A 22,320-nucleotide genomic window follows, 5' to 3' on the forward strand; every position below is an offset into this window, starting at 1 on the left:
ACCACTTGCAAGAGCCAGTCGCTTTCTACAACTCCGGATCTTCCGCCCCGCCGTAAACATCCGACTCTTTATAGACGTCATGCGCATGGCGGACCAGGACCATGATCACCGCTGCCACCGGCAGCGCCAGCAGGATGCCGGTGAAGCCGAACAACTCGCCGCCCGCCAGTATCGCGAAGATCACCGCCACCGGATGCAGGCCGATCCGATCACCGACCAGCAGTGGGGTGAGCACCATGCCTTCAAGCGCCTGACCGACCATGAACACTGCCGCGATGCCCAGCAGCGGGTACAGATCGCCGCCAAACTGGAACAACCCGGCCACCAGCGCTGCGCCGATACCGATCACGAAGCCCATGTAAGGCACGATGGCGGCCAGACCGGCGATCACCCCGATCAACAGACCCAACTCCAGCCCCACCAGCATCAAGCCCGCGGCGTAGATCACGCCCAGACCAACCATCACCAGCAACTGGCCGCGAATGAACGCCCCCAGCACCTCATGACATTCGCCCGCCAGCTTGACGATCTGCTCTTCACGATGGCGCGGCAACAGGCCACGAATCTTGGCCATCATCACGTCCCAGTCCCGCAGCAGGTAGAAACACACCACGGGGATCAGCACCAGATTGGTCACCCAACCGATCAGCGCAAGGCTGGAGGCCGTCGCCCTGGACAATACAGCGCTGACGATATCGCCGGTCTGGCCCATGTGCTCGGAAATGGCCGCCTTGACCTTGTCGAACTTCCAGAAGCCGTCGGCCAGACCGAACTTGGTCTGCACCCATGGCAAAGCGGTGTGCTGCAACCAGTCCAGTATTTGCGGCGCCAGCTCATACAGACGGAACAACTGCTTGGCGAGCATCGGTACCAGCACCAGCAACAAGCCCATCAGGATCAGCGTAAAGAGACCAAACACGGCCACCACGCTCAACGTCCGCGACAGCCCCATCTTCTCCAGCTTGTCGGTCAGCGGGTCGCCCATGTAAGCCAACAACAGCGCCACCAGAAAAGGGGTCAGGATCCCGTGCAGCAAGAATACAAACAGGAACAGCAGAACAACCCCGCCAATCCAGAACCAGCGCCGTGTGTCAGTCATCAAAGTCCCTCGACTACTATAAAAAGCCCGTTGGAGAATCTACGTTGGCCTGCCAATACAATTCCCGGTTGATCCCACAGATGCATCCATAACAAACCGCTGTCACGCGGCAAACACAGGACCTGTAGGAGCTGCCGAAGGCTGCGATCGCGGTGCGTCAGGAGAAATGCTTCGCAGCCTTCGGCAGCTCCTACAGAAAAACATTCCAAATCACTTCGCGGGCAAGTTGGAGCGCAGCCCGCTCGCTCCTACAGATCCAGTCTCGCGCTCGTAACCGACAGCTTGCCGCGGCGATAAGTCACCAGCGGAAGTAAATCTGCAGTGCTGCCGTTGGCACGATTGTCGGCCCGGGAGCCTTAACCGCTCCTGCAGCGTCAACCGGTGCCGGTGCAGCCTGCCCAGGTGCAGCGGCAGGTGCAGTTGGCGCCACAGTTGCCTCGGCTGCGGGTATTTCCTGCAACTTGGCCAGCGACAGTTGCGAACGCAGTTGCTCTGCACTGCCGTTCACTTCATAAACGATGCGATCGCCTTCAACCCGTTTCAGACGCGCGCCGAACGGTTCGAGTAACGCCATCAGTTGCGCATAGCGTTCCAGATTCATGCCTTGTACCTGCATCAGCAATCCGCTGGAAGCGCCTGGCTTGGTCACGAAGCGCGGCGCCAGTCGTTCGCTGACGGCCAGCAACACAGCGTCAGCCAGGGCCTCGGAGCTGGCAGCCGTCGCGGTGCCCTGCTCGCGCTTGTCGCCCATCCATAACCGCCATTTGCCCTGCCATTGTCCGGCCTCTTCCTTGGCGTGTACGGCCAACAAGGCATCCGCGCCGTAACGCTCTGAAGCCTGCTTCAACGCAGTGGGATCAGTGCCTTCAATATTTTTCGCGGTGCCTACGCCCTGCTCTTCGAGATCCGCCAGGGGCAGACGCAATGGCAACGCACGGTGCTGGGCCGCACGCCGCAAGGGTTCGGCAGACGCCTGACCGTCGCCGACCAGATTGGAACCTTCGGTTGCGTCATTCAGCCACCAACCAAGGATAGTCGGCCGATTGCTGCCCCACAGCGAATAACCGGCCTGACGCAATGCACGATCAGTGCTGGCCGGGTCGAAATCCACCAGCAAGGTTTCCGGAGGTCCGGCGTCGTAGCCGTATTGACTGATGACCTGCTGAGGATCCTTGCGCAACTCGGCCAGCGACGAACTCTGCGGAGCACGAGCATCACCGGTCAGGCGCAGGACCATGGTTTCCAGTGCAGCCTGGGTCGCACGCGTGCGCTCGTCAGGGGTCTGGCCACTGACAGGCTCGCGGACTTGATAAAGATTATTAACAGTTTCAGCGAAGGACGGCAGACTGAGCAGTGACAGGCAGCCGGCAAAAAACAGATTCGAAAGACGCATGGACAGTTCCCGAACGGAAAAGCGGCAATTAAAGAACCGCATCGAAATGACTGGCGTGAGTGAGACCGCAACATGCAGGTGAACATTCACAATACAGATAAAGGCTACACCTTATAGGGGCGGCATCGAATCAACCAGTACACAGACATACCGGTTTTTTTGCTTTCAATGCGCCAGCCCGTCGGCCTAAGGATGGCCGGTAAGGCCCAAGCCTGATAAAATCGCGCGCCTTCGCAGACTGGCGACGGTGGCGGCCCGAAAACTGGACACAGCTTTCAGCGGCCCCGCTGTTTCGGTCGATCCCCCGAATCCCCCCTAAAGGCCTGGATTATGAGCAAGCAACCCTCCCTGAGCTACAAAGACGCCGGTGTAGACATCGACGCCGGTGAAGCATTGGTCGAACGCATCAAGAGCGTCGCCAAGCGCACCAAGCGGCCGGAAGTCATGGGCGGCCTGGGTGGCTTCGGCGCCCTCTGCGAAATCCCGGCTGGCTACAAGCAGCCTGTACTGGTTTCCGGCACCGACGGCGTTGGCACCAAACTGCGTCTGGCGCTGAACCTGAACAAGCACGACACCATCGGCATTGATCTGGTCGCCATGTGCGTCAACGACCTGGTGGTTTGCGGCGCAGAGCCGCTGTTCTTCCTGGACTACTACGCCACCGGCAAACTCAACGTCGACACCGCTGCTGACGTGGTCACCGGCATCGGCGCTGGCTGTGAACTGGCGGGCTGCTCGCTGGTGGGCGGCGAAACCGCTGAAATGCCGGGCATGTACGAAGGCGAAGACTACGACCTGGCCGGCTTCTGCGTCGGCGTCGTGGAAAAGGCCGAGATCATCGACGGTTCGAAAGTCGCTGCCGGTGATGCTCTGCTCGCCCTGCCGTCTTCCGGCCCGCACTCCAACGGTTACTCGCTGATCCGCAAGATCATCGAAGTCGCCGGTGCCGACATTGAAACCATCCAGCTGGACGGCAAGCCGCTGACCGAACTGCTGATGGCGCCAACCCGCATCTACGTCAAACCTCTGCTCAAGCTGATCAAGGACACTGGCGCTGTCAAAGCCATGGCCCACATCACTGGCGGCGGTCTGCTGGACAACATCCCCCGCGTTCTGCCCGCTGGTGCCCAGGCGGTCGTCGACGTGGCGAGCTGGCAGCGTCCAGCCGTATTCGACTGGCTGCAGCAGCAAGGCAACGTCGCTGAAAACGAAATGCACCGCGTGCTGAACTGCGGCGTTGGCATGGTTATCTGCGTTGCTCAAGAGCACGTTGAAACCGCACTGAACGTACTGCGCGAAGCCGGCGAGCAGCCTTGGGTGATCGGCCAGATCGCCACGGCTGCCGAAGGCGCTGCGCAAGTCGAGCTGAAAAACCTCAAGGCGCACTGATGCCTGCAACCTGCGATGTAGTGGTGCTGCTGTCCGGCACCGGCGGCAACCTGCAAGCCATGATCGACAGTTTCAAGGGCGGTGATCACCCCGCCCGCATCCGCGCGGTGATTTCCAACCGCGCCGATGCCTTCGGTTTGCAGCGCGCCAGAGACGCAGGTATCGATACCTGCGTTCTCGATCACAAGGATTACGACGGTCGCGAGGCATTCGATGCCGCGCTGATCGAAGTGATCGACACCTATCAGCCGAAGCTGGTTGTCCTCGCCGGCTTCATGCGCATCCTGACTGCGGGCTTCGTCCGGCACTATCAAGGACGCCTGCTGAACATCCACCCTTCCCTGCTTCCTCTCTATAAAGGCTTGCACACCCACCAACGGGTGCTGGATGCTGGCGACGCCGAGCATGGCTGTACCGTGCACTTCGTCACCGAGGAACTCGACGGTGGACCACTGGTCGTACAATCAGTGATTTCGGTGGAGCCCGACGATACGCCGGGCACCCTTGCCCAGCGTGTTCATGTTCAGGAACACCACATCTACCCACTGGCTATTCGCTGGTTTGCCGAGGGCCGCTTGAGCCTTGGCGCAGAAGGCGCATTATTGGACGGGCAGTTGATCGCCGCCAATGGCCACTTGATTCGAACCTAGGAGATATTATGCGTCGCGCTTTGCTGTTCGCTTTCGCTCTGCTCGCATTGCCTGCCACCCAGGCCGCAGACCTGCAACCCTTCTCCGCCAGCTACACCGCCGACTGGAAACAGCTGCCCATGAGCGGCACAGCTGAACGTAGCCTGACCTCCGGCCCGAACGGTGTCTGGACCCTGAATTTCAAAGCGTCCATGATGATCGCCAGCCTGAGTGAAGTCAGCACGCTGAAGGTCGACAAGGACACCATGCTGCCGCAGACCTACAACTTCGAGCGTGGCGGTCTGGGCAAATCCAAGAAAGTTGACCTGGCGTTTGACTGGTCCACCAAGTTCATCACCGGCACGGATCGCGGCGACGCCGTCAAGCTGCCGCTTAACCGTGGTGTTCTGGACAAATCCACTTACCAGTTGGCCCTGCAGCACGATGTGGCCGCTGGCAAGAAGACCATGACCTATCAAGTCGTCGACGGTGACGAAATTGATACCTACGACTTCCGCGTGCTGGGCTCCGAGAAGGTCGCCACCAAGGCTGGCCAGATCGACGCCATCAAGGTCGAGCGCGTGCGCGACCCGACCCAAAGCAAGCGTATTACCGTGCTCTGGTTCGCCAAGGACTGGGACTACCTGCTGGTTCGCCTGCAACAGGTGGAAACCGACGGCAAGGAATACAACATCATGCTGCTGGACGGCACGGTGAATGGCAAAGCGGTCAAAGGCAGCTGATAGCCGCCCGACTGCAATCAAAAAGCCCCGCCATTGAGCGGGGCTTTTTTGTGGATGGCCTCGTGCCAACTTTGGAATGCGATCCTTGTGGGAGCGGTGCTTGGTCTGGGCGGCATTCCGACGATAAGGCTGGACGCGATCTAAAGTGAATCGCGTCCAGCCTTATCGCGGGCAAGCACCGCTCCCACAGGTAATCGCTCTCAGTCTGGACCACCGAGCACCACATGAAATAATCTTCATTTACCTGACAGACCCGCTGTAGCCCTCATAAATCAAGGCCTCCAGCATCCCGCCCGCTGCCGCAACCGAACATGAAAAAAACCAACTATTTACGTAGTCAGCTAACAAATTCTATAACTGAGGCCTGCGACAGATCGCCGCAGTCCAAGTCAGGAGTTTGAATCATGACCGTAACCGTAACTGAACGCGATGACGCCCATATCTCCCACGAAAGCATTGCCGATGGCATTCAAATCTGGGACGTTTACCAGCAGGATCAGCTGGTTGGCATGTTTCATATAGAGTCCGATGCGCAGCGCTACAAGATGGAACTCGAAGCACAGGAAAATCAACGCAGCCAGTAATCCGCCTTCATGACGGATGGCAGGCAGAATCGCTTAAAAAACAAAACCCGCACTTGGCGGGTTTTGTTTGGGTATGACTTAAATCACCACATCAGATCATCAGGGATCTTGTAAGCCGCGTACGGATCATCGCCGTCGGCTTTCTCCTCAGTCGGTTCGCTGAGCATCACGATGCGACGTGGGTCGCGCTCCTGAATCTTCAGCGCCGCCTCACGGGGAATCACTTCATAACCCCCACCATGACTGACGATCGCCAGCGAGCCATTGCTCAGCTTGCTGCGCATCAGGTTGTTGACCGACAGGCGCTTGACCTTCTTGTCATCGACGAAGTTGTAGTAGTCCTCGGTGGTCAGCTTGGGCAGGCGCGACGATTCGATCAATTGCTTGACCTGAGCGGCGCGGGCCTTCTGCTCGACCTTCTCCTGCTGCTGGCGATTGAGCTCCTGATCGCGCTTGACCTTCTCGGCCGCGGCTTCCTGAGCGGCACGCTTTTGCGAGTCGTCGATTTCGATCTGGCCTTTGTGGGCCAGGCGCTGTTCTTTCTGCTTGTCTTTGCTGACCTGTTTGGCCTGCTTCTGGTTGACCAGGCCTGCCTTGAGTAACTGATCGCGAAGGGAAATGCTCATTCTCTACTCACTTATGCAGATGCAGCGGGCTCAGCCACAGCTGGGCGCGTTCTTTTCCTGACGTTTGGCTTCGCCCCACAGAGCGTCCATTTCTTCGAGGGTGCAATCTTCCATGGGACGCTGGGTGTCGCGCAATGCCTGTTCGATAAATCGGAAGCGGCGCTCGAATTTGCGATTGGCAGCGCGCAGGGCATTTTCAGGATCGACCTTGAGATGCCGAGCCAGATTCACTGCTGCGAACAACAGATCACCGACCTCTTCTTCGATACCCGCAGCGTCGTTGTCAGCCATGGCCTCCAACACTTCATCGAGCTCTTCGCGGACATTGTCGACCACGGGCAAGGCTGAAGGCCAGTCGAAACCTACCTGCGACGCACGTTTTTGCAACTTGGCGGCACGAGACAATGCAGGCAACACGGCGGGGACGTCATCAAGCAGTGACAATTGCTCGGGAGCCCTGGCCTTACCGGCACGCTCCTGAGCCTTGATCTCCTCCCAGCGCTGCTTGACCTCTTCGTCGTTCAGGCGCGGGGTTTCCAGCGGCGCATACAAATCGCCGGTAGGAAAAACATGAGGGTGACGACGAATCAGTTTGCGCGTGATGCCGTCGATCACGCCGTCAAATTCGAATCGCCCTTCTTCCCTGGCCAGTTGGCTGTAGTACACCACCTGAAACAGCAAATCACCCAACTCGCCCTTGAGATCATCGAAGTCACCGCGCTCAATGGCGTCGGCCACTTCGTAAGCCTCTTCAAGGGTGTGCGGCACAATGCTGGCGTAATTCTGCTGCACGTCCCACGGGCAACCGTATTTCGGGTCACGCAGACGGGCCATGAGGTGGAGCAGATCCTGGAGTGTGTACATAGAGGCCCCAATTCAGTCGTATTGCCACCGGTAGGAGCGAACTTGTTCGCGAGGCGACCTTCCTGAATACACAGGTCCACCGCCTCGCGAACAAGTTCGCTCCTACCGGTGCAAGTACGATTACGGCGTTCTATTTCGCCGCGTCTCGATAATGTTCGGCAATTGCGAGATCCGCCCCAACAATCGGCCCAAAGCATCCAGCCCTGGAATCTCGATGGTCAGCGACATCAATGCAGTGTTGTCTTCCTTGTTCGAGCGGGTGTTGACCGCCAGTACGTTGATCCGCTCGTTGAGCAGGATCTGGGACACGTCACGCAGCAGACCGGAACGGTCGTAGGCGCGGATGATGATGTCCACCGGATAGGTGAGCACCGGCACCGGCCCCCAACTGACCTGAATGATCCGCTCCGGCTCGCGACCGCCCAACTGCAGTACCGAGGCGCAGTCCTGACGGTGAATGCTCACGCCACGGCCTTGAGTGATATAGCCAACGATGGCATCGCCCGGCAGTGGCTGGCAGCAACCCGCCATCTGCGTCATCAGGTTGCCGACGCCCTGAATCTGAATGTCGCCGCGCTTGCCAGGCTTGTAGCCAGTGGCTTTACGCGGAATCAGTTCCAGTTGCTCGTTGCCGCGCTCCGGCTCGACCAGTTGTTGCGCCAGATTGACCAGTTGAGTCAGACGCAGATCGCCCGCACCCAATGCCGCATACATGTCGTCGGCGGCACGCATGTTGGCTTTTTCCGCCAACCGCTCGTGATCCACCGCCGGCAGCGCCAGACGCGCCAGTTCCCGTTCAAGCAAGGTTCGACCGGCCGCAACGTTCTGGTCACGCGCCTGCAATTTGAACCAGTGAACGATCTTCGCCCGCGCCCGGGAAGTGGTGATGTAACCCAGGTTCGAGTTCAGCCAGTCGCGGCTCGGCGTGCCTTGCTTGCTGGTGATGATCTCGACCTGCTCACCGGTCTGCAGACTGTAGTTGAGCGGTACGATCCGCCCGTTGATCTTCGCGCCCCGGCAGTTATGGCCGATTTCGGTGTGTACCCGATAAGCGAAGTCCAGCGGGGTAGCGCCCTTGGGCAAGTCAATGGCGTGGCCGTCCGGCGTGAAGACATAGACGCGATCCGGCTCGATATCTACGCGCAGCTGTTCAGCCAGCCCGCCGATATCGCCCAGTTCTTCGTGCCATTCCAGCACCTGACGCAGCCAGGAGATTTTCTCCTCGTAGTGATTGGATCCGGATTTGACGTCGGTGCCCTTGTAGCGCCAGTGCGCACAAACCCCCAGCTCGGCTTCTTCGTGCATGGCATGGGTGCGGATCTGTACTTCCAGCACCTTGCCTTCCGGCCCGATGACCGCAGTGTGCAACGAGCGATAGCCGTTTTCCTTGGGGTTGGCGATGTAGTCGTCGAACTCCTTGGGAATGTGTCGCCACAAGGTGTGCACGATACCCAGCGCGGTGTAGCAGTCGCGCATTTCCGGAACCAGCACGCGAACAGCGCGAACGTCGTAGATCTGGCTGAAATCCAGACCTTTGCGCTGCATTTTGCGCCAGATGGAATAGATGTGTTTGGCCCGGCCACTGATGTCGGCTTTGACGCCGGTGGCCAGCAGTTCGTTGTCCAGTTGCGACATCACTTCGCTGATGAAACGCTCGCGATCAAGGCGACGCTCATGCAGCAACTTGGCGATCTGCTTGTATTGCTCAGGCTCCAGGTAGCGGAAGGACAAGTCCTCCAGCTCCCATTTGATATGGCCGATGCCCAGGCGGTGGGCCAGCGGCGCGTAGATATCGAAGACTTCACGCGCCACGCGATTGCGTTTTTCTTCGTCGGCATTCTTCACTGCACGGATTGCGCAGGTGCGCTCAGCCAGCTTGATCAACGCGACGCGAACGTCGTCGACCATCGCCACCAGCATCTTGCGCAGGTTTTCCACCTGCACCTGAGTGCCCAATACCAGCGACTGGCGCGGGCTGAGGCTGGCGCTGATGGCTGCCATGCGCAGTACGCCATCGATCAGGCGGGCGACGGTTGCGCCGAAACGCTGCTCGACATCCGGCAAAGGAATCTTGCCTTCGCGCACGCCCCGGTACAAAACCGCTGCAACCAGCGAATCCTGGTCCAGCTTGAGGTCCGCAAGAATCTCGGCGATTTCCAGTCCCGTGTGGAAACTGGACGTGCCTTCGGCCCAGAGATTCTTCGCTGCGTTGTCCTGCTGCTCGGCTTGCCGAACAAATTCACAGGCCTCTTTCAGCGCCTGTCGGTCCACTATGAGGTCGACGCTGACCACATGATCAAGCCACGCGTCGAGATTGATACTGCCGTCTGTGTTTATCGGCTGGTGTGCTCTCACCTGTACCATGTTGCTTACCTTCCCTAAGGCGCGATGAATAGCGCCTACAGTCGCTGACCTTCTTGAGCGAACACTCCTCACCGGGCAAGCGAGGACTGGTGTCCGCGGGTCAGTCGGATTAAACGAGACTCCGTGTAAACAGCCGACTCGATTCCCTGGGCCGCTGCTTACTTACTCGCTTCAAATAACGCCATCGCCTCGACATGTGCCGTCTGTGGAAACATATCGAGGATACCGGCACGTTTTAATCTGTAGCCCTGACTGAGCAATTCGACAGTGTCACGAGCCAAAGTTGCCGGATTACATGAAACATAAAGTAACCGGCGGGCGCCTAATGTCTTCAGCTTGCGCACCACTTCAAAAGCACCGTCACGCGGCGGGTCCAACAGCACCGCAGTAAAGCCTTGCGCTGCCCATTCCGCCTTGTCCAGGGGCTGCGAAAGATCCGCCTGGAAAAATGCCACGTTGTGTAGATCATTACTCATTGCATTGCCGGTGGCACGCTCGACCATGGTCGCAACCCCTTCGACCGCCACCACCTCTTTGACCGTTTTCGCCAGTGGCAGGGCAAAATTGCCCAGCCCGCAAAACAGATCCAGTACCCGCTCATCGGCCTGAGGTGCCAACCACTCCAGCGCCTGTTCGATCATCGCGGTGTTGACCGCCGCGTTGACCTGAATGAAATCTCCCGGCCGGTACGCCAGCTCCAGGTTCCAAGGCTCCAATCGATAGCCCAGGGATTGCGAAGCGTCTACCGGTTGCGGATCACCGTCCCCATGCAACCATAGTTGTGCGTCATGAGTATGGCAAAATGCTTTCAAATTGTTCAGATCGTTTTCAGCCAGTGGCGCGGTGTGACGAACCAGTACAGCGCTCGACGTCCCCCAGAACAATTCGACATGCCCCAGCACCTGAGGCTTGCTGAAGCTTTTCAGCACCTGCGGCAGCTGCATCATGATCGGTTGCAAGGCCTGTACCAGCACCGGGCATTCGTCGATGGCGACGATGTCCTGACTGGCCGCCGCACGAAAGCCCACGTCCAGCCGTTTCGCCTTGACGTCCCAGCGTACCGCGACACGGGCGCGCCTGCGGTAGGCGAACTCCGGACCGGTCAGCGGCGCTGCCCACTGCTCTGGCTCAACGCCCGCGACCCGCTGCAGCTGCTCGGCGAGCATGCGCTGTTTCAGGGCGAGCTGTTCAGTGTGGGGCACATGCTGCACGCTGCAGCCGCCGCAGCGACCGAAATGCACGCACGGCGCAGGACGACGCATCGCGCTGCCCTGAAACACACGTTCGGTACGCGCTTCAACGATCTTGCCGTGGGCATTGAGCACCCGCGCTTCAATTTCTTCGCCGGCAAGGCTGCCCGCAACGAACCAGGTCTTACCTTCGAAAAACGCGATTCCACGTCCGTCGTTCGCCAGGCGCTCGATGGTCAGCCGCTGTTTCTTGCCCGTCGGGATCTGGGTTGCCCGGGTACCGCCTGCTGGCTGGAAGCGCAGGCCTCTTTCATGTTTGGCCATCAGTTGGGCGCGTCGTAAACGCCGGTCGACAAGTAACGGTCGCCACGGTCACAAATGATCGCGACTATGACCGCATTTTCGACTTCACGGGACAGACGCAACATGCCCGCTACGGAACCGCCCGAGGACACGCCGCAGAAAATACCTTCTTCGCGGGCCAGACGGCGCATGGTGTCTTCGGCCTCGATCTGGGCCATATCAATGATGCGGTCCACCCGATCAGCTTCATAAATACGCGGCAGGTACTCTTGCGGCCAACGACGAATACCCGGAATCGCTGCGCCTTCCATCGGTTGCAGTCCGACGATCTGCACATTCGGATTCTGTTCTTTCAGGTAACGCGAGACGCCCATGATGGTGCCTGTGGTCCCCATGGAACTGACGAAATGGGTGACCGTGCCGCCCGTCTGCTGCCAGATTTCGGGGCCGGTGCTGGTGTAGTGCGCCTGCGGATTATCGCCATTGGCGAACTGGTCAAGAACCTTGCCGCGACCTTCGCGCTGCATCCGCTCGGCCAGGTCGCGGGCACCTTCCATGCCCTCTTCCTTGCTGACCAGAATCAGCTCGGCGCCATAGGCGGTCATCGCCGCCTTGCGCTCGGCACTGGAGTTGTCCGGCATGATCAGGACCATCTTGTAACCCTTGATCGCAGCGGCCATGGCCAGGGCAATGCCAGTGTTACCAGAGGTCGCTTCGATCAGGGTGTCACCAGGATGAATCTGACCACGCAGTTCGGCACGGGTAATCATCGACAGCGCAGGACGATCCTTGACCGAACCGGCAGGGTTATTCCCCTCCAGTTTCAGCAGGAGCGTGTTGCTGGTATGACCCGCCATGCGCTGCAGGCGCACAAGCGGGGTGTTGCCGACGCAATCGGCAATGGTTGGGTACTGCAGGGTCATGGCGTATTCGCAATCCAGACTGCGGGGGCGCCTATCATAACGGCAAACGCCTAAAGCCCATATCACGCAAAGTGCGGGTCTTATCGCCAAATGGAATAACGCATGATCAGCGAGGCAAGCCACCCTCCACCCGGTAGGGGTAATATGCCGCGATTGCGTTCGGTTAAATAGCTACACTGCCTGACATCAACCTGCCATCGCCACTCTAAAAGCCTGTGTACATCACCGGCCATCTGGCCCGCTGGAGAAACAAGTGTGCTGAAAAAGCTGGGTATCAAAGGCCGCGTCTTGCTGCTGACCGTCGTGCCAGCCATTCTCATGGCAACGCTGCTGGGGGGATATTTCACCTGGATGCAGTTGCATGACTTGCAGGCGCAGTTGTTACAACGCGGCGAAATGATTGCCGAGGAACTGGCGCCTCTGGCCGCCCCAGCCCTGGACCGCAGTGACAGCGCGTTGCTTGAGCGTATCGCGGTCGAGACACTGGAAGAGAACGATGTGCGTTCGGTGTCGTTTCTCAGCCCGGACCGGACACCGCTGGCCCATGCCGGACCCAGCATGATCAACCCGCCCCCCGAGGGTAACGGCAAAAAACTCCTGCAACGCACAGGCAATGACGCGACACGCTACTTGCTCCCGGTGCTCGGTCGCGAACGCCACCTGACCGGCGAAATAATTCCTGATGAAGCCGACCGTCTGCTGGGCTGGGTCGAAGTGGAGCTGACCCATAGCGGCACGCTGCTGCGCGGTTATCGCAGCATGTTTTTCAGCCTGCTGCTGATTCTGGGTGGCATAGCCCTGACCGCAGTGCTCGCGCTGCGCATGAGCCGCACCATCAACGGCCCCATCAGCCAGATCAAACAAGCTGTCTCCCAGCTCAAGGACGGTAATCTGGAAACCCGTCTGCCACCGCTGGGCAGTCTGGAACTGGACGAACTGGCCTCGGGCATCAACCGCATGGCCTCCACGCTGCAAAACGCCCAGGAAGAACTGCAACACAACATCGAACAAGCCACTGAAGATGTAAGGCAGAACCTGGAAACCATCGAGATCCAGAACATCGAGCTGGACCTGGCGCGCAAAGAAGCGCTGGAAGCCAGCCGGATCAAATCGGAATTCCTGGCCAACATGAGCCATGAAATCCGTACGCCGCTCAATGGCATTCTCGGCTTTACCCATTTGCTGCAAAAAAGCGATCTCACCCCGCGTCAGTACGATTACCTGAGCACCATCGAAAAATCCGCCGACAGCCTGCTGGGCATCATTAACGAAATCCTCGATTTCTCTAAGATCGAAGCCGGCAAACTGGTTCTCGATAATGTGCCGTTCAACCTGCGTGATCTGCTGCAGGACACTCTGACCATCCTCGCCCCTGCAGCCCACGCCAAGCAGCTGGAGCTGGTCAGTCTGGTGTACCGCGACACGCCGCTGTCATTGCTGGGCGACCCGCTGCGCCTGAAACAGATCATGACCAATCTGGTCAGCAACGCGATCAAGTTCACCCGGGAAGGCACCATCGTCGCCCGGGCCATGGTCGAAGACGAAAACGAAGACAGCGCTCAGTTACGCATCAGCGTGCAGGACACCGGTATCGGCTTGTCCAGCCAGGACGTGCGCGCCTTGTTTCAGGCCTTCAGCCAGGCTGACAACTCATTGTCCCGCCAGCCCGGCGGCACCGGATTGGGTCTGGTGATTTCCAAACGGTTGATCGAGCAGATGGGGGGCGAGATCGGCGTCGACAGCGAGCCCGGCGAAGGGTCGGAGTTCTGGATCAGCCTGCGCTTGCCCAAAGCCCGTGACGATATCGAAGACGCACCCGCCCTGCCGTTGCAAGGGCTGCGGGTCGCGGTGCTGGAGCATCACGATCTGGCGCGTCAGGCCCTTGAGCATCAACTGGAAGACTGCGGCCTGCAGACGCTGGTTTTCAACAATCTGGAAAACCTGCTCAACGGTGTCACTGCGGCGCATCAAACGCCCGCAGCGATCAGCCTCGCGGTATTGGGCATCACCGCTCACGAGCTGCCGCCTGAGCGCCTGCGCCAGCACATCTGGGATCTGGAAAACCTCGACTGCAAGGTTCTGGTGCTGTGTCCAACCACCGAACAGGCGTTATTCCAGCTCGCGGTCCCGGACATTTATACCCAGTTGCAGGCCAAACCGGCTTGCACCCGTAAACTGCGCCGTGCCCTGTGCGAGTTGGTCAGCCCGGTGGCCCAGCGCAGCGATACCACCGAACCTCTGTCGAGCCGACCGCCACGCCTGCTGTGTGTGGACGACAATCCCGCCAACCTGCTGCTGGTGCAAACCCTGCTGGAAGACATGGGCGCCGAAGTGACTGCCGTCGACAGCGGCTATGCGGCGCTGCATGCCGTGAAGACCGAGACTTTCGACCTGGTGCTCATGGACGTGCAAATGCCCGGCATGGACGGGCGTCAGACCACCGAAGCGATCCGCGTCTGGGAGACCGAGCGTCAGAGCTCGTCACTGCCTATCGTCGCGCTGACCGCCCACGCCATGGCCAATGAAAAGCGTGCGCTGTTGCAAAGCGGCATGGACGATTACCTGACCAAGCCCATCAGTGAACGACAACTGGCCCAGGTGGTACTCAAGTGGACGGGCCTGGCTCTGCGCAATCAGGCACCGGAGCGTCAAACCGAAAACACTCACCGCAGTGCTGATATGCATGTGCTCGATCACGCCGAAGGCTTGAAACTGGCCGCTGGCAAACCCGACCTGGCCGCCGACATGCTGGCCATGCTGCTGGCATCACTGGAAGGCGACCGCGAAGCGATTCGCTCAGCCCGTGAAACCGATGACCGGGAAGCCCTCATCGAACGTGTCCACCGTCTGCACGGCGCAACCCGATATTGCGGAGTTCCGCAATTACGTGCTGCATGTCAACGCAGCGAAACGCTACTCAAGCAAAATGCACCGCAAGTCCACGATGCTCTGGATGAACTGGAATCAGCCATCAAACGCCTGGCTGATGAAGCGCGGGTGAGTGCCTGATCGACGGGTTTGAGCCCACGGTCCATGGCACCGCGCTGGCTCGCGCCAAATATAGAACTGTAGGAGCGCACGAGCACCGCGAGGCCGCGATGGCTGTTTATCAGACAGACCGCTATCGCTGCCTCGCGCTGCTCGTGAGCTCCTACAGGATCCGGTATCTCTCCAACACTACAAGGAACCGTAGATGCGCACTCTGATCTTCAGCAGCCAGACTTACGACCGCGATAGCTTCCTTACCGCGCGTCTGCCTGAATCGCTGCAACTGCATTTCCAGCCTGCTCGCCTCACTCCGGAGACCGTCGCACTCGCGGACGGCCACGAAGTCGTCTGTGCGTTCATCAATGACGACCTCAGCGCGCCCGTGCTGGAACGTCTGGCTGCCGGTGGCACTCGACTGATTGCTCTGCGTTCAGCCGGCTACAACCATGTCGACCTGCCGACCGCGCAGAAACTGGGCCTCAGCGTTGTGCGGGTGCCCGCCTATTCACCCCATGCCGTGGCCGAACACGCCGTCGCCCTGATCCTGGCCCTCAACCGTCGTCTGAATCGCGCCTACAATCGCACCCGCGACGGCGACTTCAGCCTGCATGGCCTGACCGGCTTCGATCTGGTGGGCAAGACCGTCGGCATCATCGGCACCGGACAGATTGGCGCAACCTTCGCCAAAATCATGTCGGGCTTCGGTTGCGAGTTGCTCGCCTACGACCCCTTCCCCAATCCACACGTTGAAACCCTGGGCGCTCGCTACCTGAGCCTCGACGAACTGCTGAAACAGTCGCAGATCATCAGCCTTCACTGCCCACTCACGCCGCAAACCAGACACTTGATCAACGCCCAGTCGCTGGCGACCCTGCAGCGCGGTGCGATGCTGATCAATACCGGACGTGGCGCTCTGGTCGACACCCCGGCCCTGAGCGAAGCCTTGAAAAGCGGTCAGTTGGGTTATCTGGGGCTGGATGTCTACGAAGAAGAAGCGCTGCTGTTTTTCGAGGATCGTTCCGACCACCCGCTGCAAGATGACGTGCTTGCCCGTCTGCTGACGTTTCCCAATGTGATCGTGACCGCTCATCAGGCTTTTCTGACCCACGAAGCCCTGGGTGCTATCGCGCAGACCACTCTGGACAACATTCATGCCTGGGCCAGCGGTAAGCCACAAAATCTGGTGGCAAGCTAGCGGGAGGAGAAATGCCACAACTGCGTGATAGGATGCGCGCAATTTGGAGGACCTCATGGCCGAACACGATTTTCGCTACAGCATGCTCAACCCGCAACACACCCTGACCGAGTGCCGCACCTTGGCACCGGGCCGCTACCAGGTGACTGGCAACGGCGGTTCGATTCACGATCGTGACGAACTGTTGGTGACCATCAAAGGCAGCAAAACCCTGCACATGCGCCTGCAGGTCGAGAAGGTCCGCCACCTGATCAATCCGCCCGGCCAATGGATCGCCGTCGCCAAAGGCCCGGTGTTCGACGAACTGGCCATCCACCAATGGAAGGTCAATTGCGACAGCTGCGGTGTGGTGCTGGACTTCGAGTTCATGGTCGACGCCAAGGCTGGCGTTGCCGCACAGAAACCCGCCGCCTCAGCACGCATTGCCGAGCTGGGCTGGAAATCCGAAGGTGAGAAACACCTGTGCAAGAAGTGTCAGGAGAAAGCTGCATGAAACTGGTTGCCCTGTCAGCACTCGTCGGTGCTGCCTTGCTGGTCGGCTGCGCGGCAAAACCGCTGCCGATCAAGCATGACCAAAGCTACGTGCTGGAGTGGATTGGCGAACGTCCGCTGATCGACAACAGTCACTTGACCATGACCCTGGGTGCCGATGGCCGCGCCTACGGCAATGCAGGCTGCAACCATTGGTTCGCGTCGTATACCCTGCAGGACGAGACCATCACGTTTGGTGCCGTCGGCAGCACCCGCAAAATGTGCGCCCCGGCTCTCATGGAGCAAGAACAGCGCTTCCTGCAAGCGGTTGGCAAAGTCCAGCGCTGGGACATTTCCCCCATCGACCAACTGCGCCTGTGGCCTGCCGAAGGCAAGCCGTTGAGGTTTTGGGAAGAGGGTTGATCCCTGGGTTGCACCATTTCCGGTAGGAGCGAACTTGTTCGCGAGGTGGCGTGCCTGGGGAACCGTGTTAGCCCCTCTCGCCAACAAGTTGCCTCCTACCAGAACAGCCTGACACACGCTAATCGATAGGAGCGAACTTGTTCGCGAGGCGGTGTGCCTGAATAACCGCGTCAGGCACTCTCACCAACAAGTTGCCTCCTACCAGAACAGCCTGACACGCCGCTGCCCGGTAGGAGCGAACCTGTTCGCGAGGCGGTTTGCCTGGATAACCGCGTCAGGCCCTCTCGCCAACAAGTTGCCTCCTACCTGAACAGCCTGACACGCCGCTGCCCGGTAGGAGCGAACTTGTTCGCGAGGCGGTTTGCCTGAATAACCGCGTCACGCCCTCTCGCCAACAAGTTGCCTCCTACCTGAACAGCCTGACACGCCGCTGCCCGGTAGGAGCGAACTTGTTCGCGAGGCGGTTTGCCTGAATAACCGCGTCAGGCCCTCTCGCCAACAAGTTGCCTCCTACCAGAACGGCCTTTGACACGCACTGATCGGTAGGAGCGAACTTGTTCGCGAGGCGATGGTGCAGCCGATAGAGGTTTTTCCTGCCTATTGGATTTCACCCCTCCCCGCGCAGCGCCTTCAACTTCGCCGCCACACCGGCTGCGGTCTGCTCGCCCAGCAACTGCTCACGCATCTTGCCCTTGTCATCGATGATGTACGTCACCGGCAAGGCTTCGCTCGGCGGCAGGTCATATTGCGCAGCCGGGTCCTGAGCCAACACCGTGAACTTGATGCCCAGCGCGTTGCTGGCGGTTTTCAGTTCTTCGCCCTGCAAGTTGTCGAAGTTGACCCCAAGCACCGTCACCTTCTGATCCTTGAGTTCTTCCGACAGGTGATTGAGCTCCGGGATTTCGACCCGGCACGGGCCGCACCATTCAGCCCAGTAATTGATCACCAGCCAATGCTTGTCGATACGCTCGCTGGCAACTTTCTGACCATTCTGATCCGTACCCAGATCCACGCCACACCCCGCCAGCAACACACTGCCGACCAATGCCACTACCGCTGCCAATCGCCTCGCCATGTTGTTCCTCACAGTCATCAAATGCTTCAAACCTGCGACCGATCACCGCTTGGTGTTTAGCCGCTGTTACATGCCGGGTAGAATAGCCGCCACCTTACGCCAGATGCGACCTGCAAATGACCGACCTGACGCTTTATCACAACCCGCGCTGCTCCAAATCACGCGGCGCGCTGGAACTGCTGCAAGCCCGAGGCCTGAGCCCGTCCATCGTGTTGTACCTGGAAACCCCGCCCGACGCCGGGCAATTGCGCGACGTACTGAACAAGCTGGGCATCAGTGCCCGTCAACTGCTGCGCACCGGCGAAGACGATTACAAAGCCCTCAACCTGGCCGACCAAAGCCTGAGCGACGACGCATTGATCGACGCCATGGTCGCGCACCCCAAACTCATCGAGCGGCCGATTCTGGTCGCCGGTGACAAGGCCGTCATCGGCCGCCCACCGGAAAACGTCCTGGAGCTTTTGCCATGAGCACCCCGTACATCCTGGTCCTGTTTTACAGCCGCAACGGCTCAACCAGCGAAATGGCCCGGCAGATCGCCCGTGGTATCGAACTGGGTGGTATGGAGGCGCGCTTGCGTACCGTGCCCGCGATCTCTACCGAATGCGAGGCCGTGGCGCCGAACATCCCGGAAAGTGGTGCGCTGTTCGCAACCCTGGATGACTTGAAGAATTGCGCCGGTCTGGCCCTCGGTAGCCCGACGCGCTTCGGCAACATGGCTGCACCGCTCAAATACTTCCTCGACGGCACCAGCAACCTGTGGCTGACCGGCGCACTGGTGGGCAAACCGGCCAGCGTGTTCACCTCCACCGCCAGCCTGCACGGCGGCCAGGAAACCACCTTGATGTCGATGCTGCTGCCGTTGCTGCACCACGGCATGCTGATCACCGGCCTGCCTTACAGTGAATCCGCACTGGTGGAAACCAGCGGCGGCGGCACGCCTTATGGCGCCAGTCACCACGCCGGGCCGGACGGCAAGCGCCCGCTTGACCCCCATGAAACCCAGTTGTGTCGCGCACTCGGCCAGCGTCTGGCGAAAACCGCCCTGCTGCTGGACCCGTCGCGTGGCTAAAAAGCCGAAAGTCCTGCCTGCGCTGGACTGGCTTGAAACGCGAGCAAAAATCAGCCGCCTGATCAGCCTGAGCAGTTTTTTCGGGCTGATCGTGCTGCTGAGCATTTATTACCTGTGGATTGCCGACCTGCACGGCGCAAGACCCTGGGTGATTCTGCTGATCGAACTGGTACCGCTGCTGTTGTTCGCACCGGGGATTATCAGCGACAGCCCGCGCGCCTATTCGTGGCTGTGTTTCGTGGTCAATCTGTATTTCATAAAAGGTGCGCTGGCGGCGTTCGATCCCAACCGAGCGCTGTTCGGCCTGTTGGAGATGCTCGCCAGCCTCGCGGTGTTCGTCAGCGCGCTGCTGTACATCAGATGGACTTTTCAGCGAAACCGTAAACTTGCAGGCGAAGGCCAAGTCTGAGGCTGTACGCATCATTTTCTGGAGCAGTAATGCACGACTACAAATGGCTGAATGAGTACTGCCTGAACCGCTTCGGCTCGGCCAAAGCCCTCGAATCACATTTGCCGACTCCCAAGACCGCTAAACAACTGCAAGCCATCGGCGATGACCGCTACCTGTCGACCATGGCCCTGCGGGTGTTCCGCGCCGGTTTGAAGCACAGCCTGGTGGACGCCAAGTGGCCGACCTTCGAGGAAGTCTTCTACCGCTTCGATCCGGAAAAAGTCGTACTGATGGGCGCCGACCATCTTGAGCGGCTGATGCAGGACGCGCGGATCATTCGCCATCTGGGCAAGCTCAAGAGCGTGCCGCGCAACGCGCAACTGGTGCTGGACATCGAAAAGGAACACGGCAGTTTCGGTAACTTCATCGCCCAATGGCCGGTGGACGACATCACCGGGCTCTGGCAGTACCTCGCCAAACACGGCAACCAGATGGGCGGACTGTCTGCGCCGCGTTTCCTGCGAATGGTTGGCAAAGACACCTTTATTCCGACCTGGGACGTGGTGGCCGCGCTCAACGCCCAGAAAATCGTCGACAAAGTGCCAACCAGTAAACGCGATCAGGCCATCGTCCAGCAGGTGTTCAACCAATGGCAAAGCGAAAGCGGCCGACCGCTGTGTCAATTGTCAGCGATGCTGGCGTTTACGGTGAATCACTGAGTCCTGTCGCAGACACCGTGGGACCGGTTTTAGCCGGGAAGAGGCCGGTACATCCCAAACATATGTATCGTCAGGAATGCCGCCTTCCCGGCTAAAGCCGGTCCCACGTCGTGAAAGCGGGTGATTTTAGATATTCACCACATTCACAAACCGCGACGCAGCCGTTTCGTCGATACGCAGGTTGGTGAAGTCGAACAGATTGCGGTCAGCCAACTGTGACGGGATGACATTTTGCAGGCTGCGGAAAATACTGTCAGTCCGGCCGGGCGTCTTGCGTTCCCACTCCTGAAGCATGTCCTTGACCACCTGACGCTGCAGGTTTTCCTGAGAACCACACAGGTTGCACGGGATGATCGGGAAATTCTTGAAGTCGGAATAAGCCTGAATGTCCTTCTCATGGCAATACGCCAACGGCCGGATCACCACGTTGCGCCCATCGTCAGCGCGCAGTTTCGGTGGCATGGCTTTCAACGAGCCATTGAAGAACATATTCAGGAAAAACGTTTCGACGATGTCATCACGGTGGTGACCCAGCGCCATTTTCGTTGCGCCAATCTCGTCGGCAAAGGTGTAGAGCGTGCCGCGACGCAGACGTGAGCACAGCGAGCAGGTGGTCTTGCCCTCGGGGATCAGCTCTTTGACCACCGAGTACGTGTCTTTCTCGACGATGTGATACTCGATGCCCAGCGTTTCCAGGTAGGCAGGCAGCACATGCTCAGGAAAGCCCGGCTGCTTCTGATCCATGTTCACCGCGACGATATCGAACTTGATCGGCGCGACCTTCTGCAGGTGCATCAGCACATCGAGCATGGTGTAGCTGTCTTTGCCGCCGGACAGACAGACCATGACCTTGTCACCCTCTTCAATCATGTTGAAGTCGGCCACGGCTTCACCTGCCAGGCGACGCAGGCGTTTCTGCAGTTTGTTCTGATTGACTGAAAGGGTGCCCATGGCGCTGGTATCCGGTTGCAATGACAAGGGGAAAAGGCCGGTATTTTACGCATAAATACGACGCGGGGCTAAAGCTTGCTGCTTACTGCCTGAGGGTATTAGCAGCGGCGTGTAGATCGCCAATTGCTCTAACGGGCTGCTCTTTGTGGAGGTCAGACTTCCTATACTGAAACACAGCGTGGTCGTGGGACCGGCTTTAGTCGGGAAAGCAGTATTTCTAACGATACAAATATCTCGGCTGTACTGGCCTCTTCCCGGCTAAAGCCGGTCCCACGTCTTTAATAAAAGGAAGGAGTACTCCACATGATCCATCATGTCTGGGGGTTGTTTACCCATCCTGATCGGGAATGGCAGGACATCCGTGGCGAGGAAGAAGAAAGCATCGGCCACGTATACCTCACGCATACGCTGATCCTGGCGGCGATCCCGGCTGTTTCGGCGTACATCGGCACTACGCAGATGGGCTGGGCGATTGGGGATGGAGTGCCGGTCATGCTCACCCACGAGAGCGCGATCTGGATGACCATCATGTCGTACATCGCCATGCTCGCTGGCGTTTCGATCATGAGTGGTTTCATCCACTGGATGGCCCGCACCTATAATGCGACGCCAAGTCTGGCACGCTGTATCGCCTTCGCTACCTACACAGCGACGCCGCTGTTCATCGGCGGTCTGGCTGCGCTTTACCCACACATGTGGCTAGGCATGATGATCGGCACGGCAGCCGTCTGCTATACGGTTTACCTGCTGTACGTCGGCGTGCCGACCTTCATGAAAATCCCGGCAGATGAAGGCTTCATGTTCTCAAGCTCCATACTGGCAGTGGGATTGGTGGTGCTGGTGGCGATCATGGCGTTTACGGTGGTGCTGTGGGGCATTGGTGTGGGGCCGGAGTACACCAATTGAACGCCAGTACCTGTAGGAGCGC

The 22,320-nt window shown here is 59.2% G+C and carries 22 protein-coding genes; 13 read left to right on the forward strand and 9 right to left on the reverse strand.

Translation table 11 applies throughout. The features are described 5' to 3' along the window. Positions 1 to 25: 25 nt before the first annotated feature. The gene (locus tag H8S59_RS18630) at positions 26 to 1,099 is read right to left on the reverse strand and encodes an AI-2E family transporter (protein ID WP_095094940.1); all 1,074 of its coding nucleotides are present in this window, start codon (positions 1,097 to 1,099) and stop codon (positions 26 to 28) included. A 298-nt stretch (positions 1,100 to 1,397) separates the two neighbouring features. Further along, positions 1,398 to 2,492 carry a DUF2066 domain-containing protein gene (locus H8S59_RS18635; RefSeq protein WP_187522388.1) on the reverse strand — a complete coding sequence of 365 codons (1,095 nt, stop codon included), beginning with the start codon at positions 2,490 to 2,492 and terminating at the stop codon, positions 1,398 to 1,400. A 330-nt stretch (positions 2,493 to 2,822) separates the two neighbouring features. Here H8S59_RS18635 and purM point away from each other — a divergent pair, with 330 nt between their 5' ends. The 4 genes from purM to H8S59_RS18655 all read left to right on the forward strand — a co-directional run bounded on the left by purM (position 2,823) and on the right by H8S59_RS18655 (position 5,837). Further along, positions 2,823 to 3,881 (forward strand): phosphoribosylformylglycinamidine cyclo-ligase, encoded by a 1,059-nt coding sequence (gene purM, locus H8S59_RS18640; protein ID WP_095094947.1) that lies wholly within the window; start codon positions 2,823 to 2,825, stop codon positions 3,879 to 3,881. After that, on the forward strand, positions 3,881 to 4,531 hold the full coding sequence (gene purN / locus H8S59_RS18645) for a phosphoribosylglycinamide formyltransferase (RefSeq protein ID WP_095094950.1): 651 nt from the start codon (positions 3,881 to 3,883) through the stop codon (positions 4,529 to 4,531). Before purM ends, purN begins: the two co-directional genes overlap by 1 nt. An 8-nt stretch (positions 4,532 to 4,539) precedes the next feature. Beyond that, a complete protein-coding gene (locus H8S59_RS18650) occupies positions 4,540 to 5,253 on the forward strand; it encodes a DUF3108 domain-containing protein (protein WP_027899227.1) in 714 nt (237 codons plus the stop codon). Between the two features lie 404 nt (positions 5,254 to 5,657). Further along, positions 5,658 to 5,837: a hypothetical protein gene (locus H8S59_RS18655; RefSeq protein WP_095094953.1), complete on the forward strand. Its 180-nt coding sequence runs from the start codon at positions 5,658 to 5,660 to the stop codon at positions 5,835 to 5,837. Between the two features lie 83 nt (positions 5,838 to 5,920). On the opposite strand, the gene H8S59_RS18660 is transcribed toward H8S59_RS18655, so the two are convergent. The 5 genes from H8S59_RS18660 to cysM all read right to left on the reverse strand — a co-directional run bounded on the left by H8S59_RS18660 (position 5,921) and on the right by cysM (position 12,107). Beyond that, positions 5,921 to 6,463, reverse strand: a complete 543-nt coding sequence (locus H8S59_RS18660) for a DUF2058 domain-containing protein (protein WP_027899229.1) — start codon at positions 6,461 to 6,463, stop codon at positions 5,921 to 5,923. A 30-nt stretch (positions 6,464 to 6,493) separates the two neighbouring features. Next, positions 6,494 to 7,327: a nucleoside triphosphate pyrophosphohydrolase gene (gene mazG / locus H8S59_RS18665; RefSeq protein WP_187522389.1), complete on the reverse strand. Its 834-nt coding sequence runs from the start codon at positions 7,325 to 7,327 to the stop codon at positions 6,494 to 6,496. A 120-nt stretch (positions 7,328 to 7,447) separates the two neighbouring features. Further along, positions 7,448 to 9,691 carry a GTP diphosphokinase gene (gene relA, locus H8S59_RS18670; RefSeq protein WP_095094959.1) on the reverse strand — a complete coding sequence of 748 codons (2,244 nt, stop codon included), beginning with the start codon at positions 9,689 to 9,691 and terminating at the stop codon, positions 7,448 to 7,450. A 158-nt stretch (positions 9,692 to 9,849) separates the two neighbouring features. Next, the gene (rlmD, locus tag H8S59_RS18675; RefSeq protein WP_187522390.1) at positions 9,850 to 11,205 is read right to left on the reverse strand and encodes a 23S rRNA (uracil(1939)-C(5))-methyltransferase RlmD; all 1,356 of its coding nucleotides are present in this window, start codon (positions 11,203 to 11,205) and stop codon (positions 9,850 to 9,852) included. Further along, on the reverse strand, positions 11,205 to 12,107 hold the full coding sequence (cysM, locus tag H8S59_RS18680; protein WP_095094965.1) for a cysteine synthase CysM: 903 nt from the start codon (positions 12,105 to 12,107) through the stop codon (positions 11,205 to 11,207). The genes rlmD and cysM overlap by 1 nt, the downstream gene beginning before the upstream one ends. Before the next feature lie 255 nt (positions 12,108 to 12,362). Here cysM and H8S59_RS18685 point away from each other — a divergent pair, with 255 nt between their 5' ends. From H8S59_RS18685 to H8S59_RS18700, 4 genes are all read left to right on the forward strand, one after another. Further along, on the forward strand, positions 12,363 to 15,116 hold the full coding sequence (locus tag H8S59_RS18685; protein WP_187522391.1) for a response regulator: 2,754 nt from the start codon (positions 12,363 to 12,365) through the stop codon (positions 15,114 to 15,116). Between the two features lie 184 nt (positions 15,117 to 15,300). Beyond that, complete coding sequence (locus tag H8S59_RS18690; RefSeq protein WP_187522392.1) at positions 15,301 to 16,290, forward strand: 2-hydroxyacid dehydrogenase; 990 nt, start codon at positions 15,301 to 15,303, stop codon at positions 16,288 to 16,290. A gap of 55 nt (positions 16,291 to 16,345) precedes the next feature. Next, the gene (locus H8S59_RS18695; protein WP_087272417.1) at positions 16,346 to 16,783 is read left to right on the forward strand and encodes a hypothetical protein; all 438 of its coding nucleotides are present in this window, start codon (positions 16,346 to 16,348) and stop codon (positions 16,781 to 16,783) included. Beyond that, entirely contained in the window at positions 16,780 to 17,184 is a 405-nt protein-coding gene (locus H8S59_RS18700; RefSeq protein WP_187522393.1) for an META domain-containing protein, read from the forward strand. Before H8S59_RS18695 ends, H8S59_RS18700 begins: the two co-directional genes overlap by 4 nt. A 607-nt stretch (positions 17,185 to 17,791) precedes the next feature. Here H8S59_RS18700 and H8S59_RS18705 read toward each other — a convergent pair. Beyond that, on the reverse strand, positions 17,792 to 18,259 hold the full coding sequence (locus tag H8S59_RS18705; RefSeq protein WP_095094977.1) for a TlpA family protein disulfide reductase: 468 nt from the start codon (positions 18,257 to 18,259) through the stop codon (positions 17,792 to 17,794). Positions 18,260 to 18,375: 116 nt separating this feature from the next. On the opposite strand from H8S59_RS18705, the gene arsC reads away from it, so the two are divergent. Genes arsC through H8S59_RS18725 form a run of 4 tightly spaced genes read left to right on the forward strand, consistent with a single transcriptional unit; the run spans position 18,376 to position 20,441 of the window. Next, complete coding sequence (gene arsC / locus H8S59_RS18710; protein WP_099270638.1) at positions 18,376 to 18,729, forward strand: arsenate reductase (glutaredoxin); 354 nt, start codon at positions 18,376 to 18,378, stop codon at positions 18,727 to 18,729. Further along, the gene (wrbA, locus tag H8S59_RS18715; protein ID WP_095094980.1) at positions 18,726 to 19,331 is read left to right on the forward strand and encodes an NAD(P)H:quinone oxidoreductase; all 606 of its coding nucleotides are present in this window, start codon (positions 18,726 to 18,728) and stop codon (positions 19,329 to 19,331) included. The genes arsC and wrbA overlap by 4 nt, the downstream gene beginning before the upstream one ends. Then, positions 19,324 to 19,740: a DUF2069 domain-containing protein gene (locus tag H8S59_RS18720; protein ID WP_187522394.1), complete on the forward strand. Its 417-nt coding sequence runs from the start codon at positions 19,324 to 19,326 to the stop codon at positions 19,738 to 19,740. Before wrbA ends, H8S59_RS18720 begins: the two co-directional genes overlap by 8 nt. 29 nt (positions 19,741 to 19,769) lie before the next feature. Next, positions 19,770 to 20,441: a DNA-3-methyladenine glycosylase I gene (locus H8S59_RS18725; RefSeq protein WP_187522395.1), complete on the forward strand. Its 672-nt coding sequence runs from the start codon at positions 19,770 to 19,772 to the stop codon at positions 20,439 to 20,441. A gap of 126 nt (positions 20,442 to 20,567) precedes the next feature. Here the strand turns inward: H8S59_RS18725 and ttcA are convergent, their stop codons facing one another. After that, positions 20,568 to 21,392 carry a tRNA 2-thiocytidine(32) synthetase TtcA gene (ttcA, locus tag H8S59_RS18730; RefSeq protein WP_122665894.1) on the reverse strand — a complete coding sequence of 275 codons (825 nt, stop codon included), beginning with the start codon at positions 21,390 to 21,392 and terminating at the stop codon, positions 20,568 to 20,570. A gap of 303 nt (positions 21,393 to 21,695) precedes the next feature. Here ttcA and H8S59_RS18735 point away from each other — a divergent pair, with 303 nt between their 5' ends. After that, a complete protein-coding gene (locus H8S59_RS18735) occupies positions 21,696 to 22,298 on the forward strand; it encodes a Yip1 family protein (RefSeq protein ID WP_187522396.1) in 603 nt (200 codons plus the stop codon). Positions 22,299 to 22,320: the final 22 nt, after the last annotated feature.

It is taken from the genome of Pseudomonas folii (genome assembly GCF_014357575.1).
GTDB lineage: Bacteria > Pseudomonadota > Gammaproteobacteria > Pseudomonadales > Pseudomonadaceae > Aquipseudomonas > Aquipseudomonas folii.

What these genes read in the sequence shown, in the direction of transcription:
- H8S59_RS18690 (WP_187522392.1), top strand. Translation starts at nt 15,301, where the DNA reads ATGCGCACTCTGATCTTCAGCAGCCAGACTTACGACCGCGATAGCTTC.
- H8S59_RS18660 (WP_027899229.1), bottom strand. Translation starts at nt 6,463, where the DNA reads ATGAGCATTTCCCTTCGCGATCAGTTACTCAAGGCAGGCCTGGTCAAC.
- rlmD (WP_187522390.1), bottom strand. Translation starts at nt 11,205, where the DNA reads ATGGCCAAACATGAAAGAGGCCTGCGCTTCCAGCCAGCAGGCGGTACC.
- wrbA (WP_095094980.1), top strand. Translation starts at nt 18,726, where the DNA reads ATGAGCACCCCGTACATCCTGGTCCTGTTTTACAGCCGCAACGGCTCA.
- H8S59_RS18725 (WP_187522395.1), top strand. Translation starts at nt 19,770, where the DNA reads ATGCACGACTACAAATGGCTGAATGAGTACTGCCTGAACCGCTTCGGC.
- ttcA (WP_122665894.1), bottom strand. Translation starts at nt 21,392, where the DNA reads ATGGGCACCCTTTCAGTCAATCAGAACAAACTGCAGAAACGCCTGCGT.
- H8S59_RS18700 (WP_187522393.1), top strand. Translation starts at nt 16,780, where the DNA reads ATGAAACTGGTTGCCCTGTCAGCACTCGTCGGTGCTGCCTTGCTGGTC.
- purM (WP_095094947.1), top strand. Translation starts at nt 2,823, where the DNA reads ATGAGCAAGCAACCCTCCCTGAGCTACAAAGACGCCGGTGTAGACATC.
- mazG (WP_187522389.1), bottom strand. Translation starts at nt 7,327, where the DNA reads ATGTACACACTCCAGGATCTGCTCCACCTCATGGCCCGTCTGCGTGAC.
- H8S59_RS18735 (WP_187522396.1), top strand. Translation starts at nt 21,696, where the DNA reads ATGATCCATCATGTCTGGGGGTTGTTTACCCATCCTGATCGGGAATGG.
- H8S59_RS18630 (WP_095094940.1), bottom strand. Translation starts at nt 1,099, where the DNA reads ATGACTGACACACGGCGCTGGTTCTGGATTGGCGGGGTTGTTCTGCTG.
- H8S59_RS18650 (WP_027899227.1), top strand. Translation starts at nt 4,540, where the DNA reads ATGCGTCGCGCTTTGCTGTTCGCTTTCGCTCTGCTCGCATTGCCTGCC.
- relA (WP_095094959.1), bottom strand. Translation starts at nt 9,691, where the DNA reads ATGGTACAGGTGAGAGCACACCAGCCGATAAACACAGACGGCAGTATC.
- H8S59_RS18635 (WP_187522388.1), bottom strand. Translation starts at nt 2,492, where the DNA reads ATGCGTCTTTCGAATCTGTTTTTTGCCGGCTGCCTGTCACTGCTCAGT.
- H8S59_RS18655 (WP_095094953.1), top strand. Translation starts at nt 5,658, where the DNA reads ATGACCGTAACCGTAACTGAACGCGATGACGCCCATATCTCCCACGAA.
- arsC (WP_099270638.1), top strand. Translation starts at nt 18,376, where the DNA reads ATGACCGACCTGACGCTTTATCACAACCCGCGCTGCTCCAAATCACGC.
- H8S59_RS18695 (WP_087272417.1), top strand. Translation starts at nt 16,346, where the DNA reads ATGGCCGAACACGATTTTCGCTACAGCATGCTCAACCCGCAACACACC.
- cysM (WP_095094965.1), bottom strand. Translation starts at nt 12,107, where the DNA reads ATGACCCTGCAGTACCCAACCATTGCCGATTGCGTCGGCAACACCCCG.
- H8S59_RS18705 (WP_095094977.1), bottom strand. Translation starts at nt 18,259, where the DNA reads ATGGCGAGGCGATTGGCAGCGGTAGTGGCATTGGTCGGCAGTGTGTTG.
- purN (WP_095094950.1), top strand. Translation starts at nt 3,881, where the DNA reads ATGCCTGCAACCTGCGATGTAGTGGTGCTGCTGTCCGGCACCGGCGGC.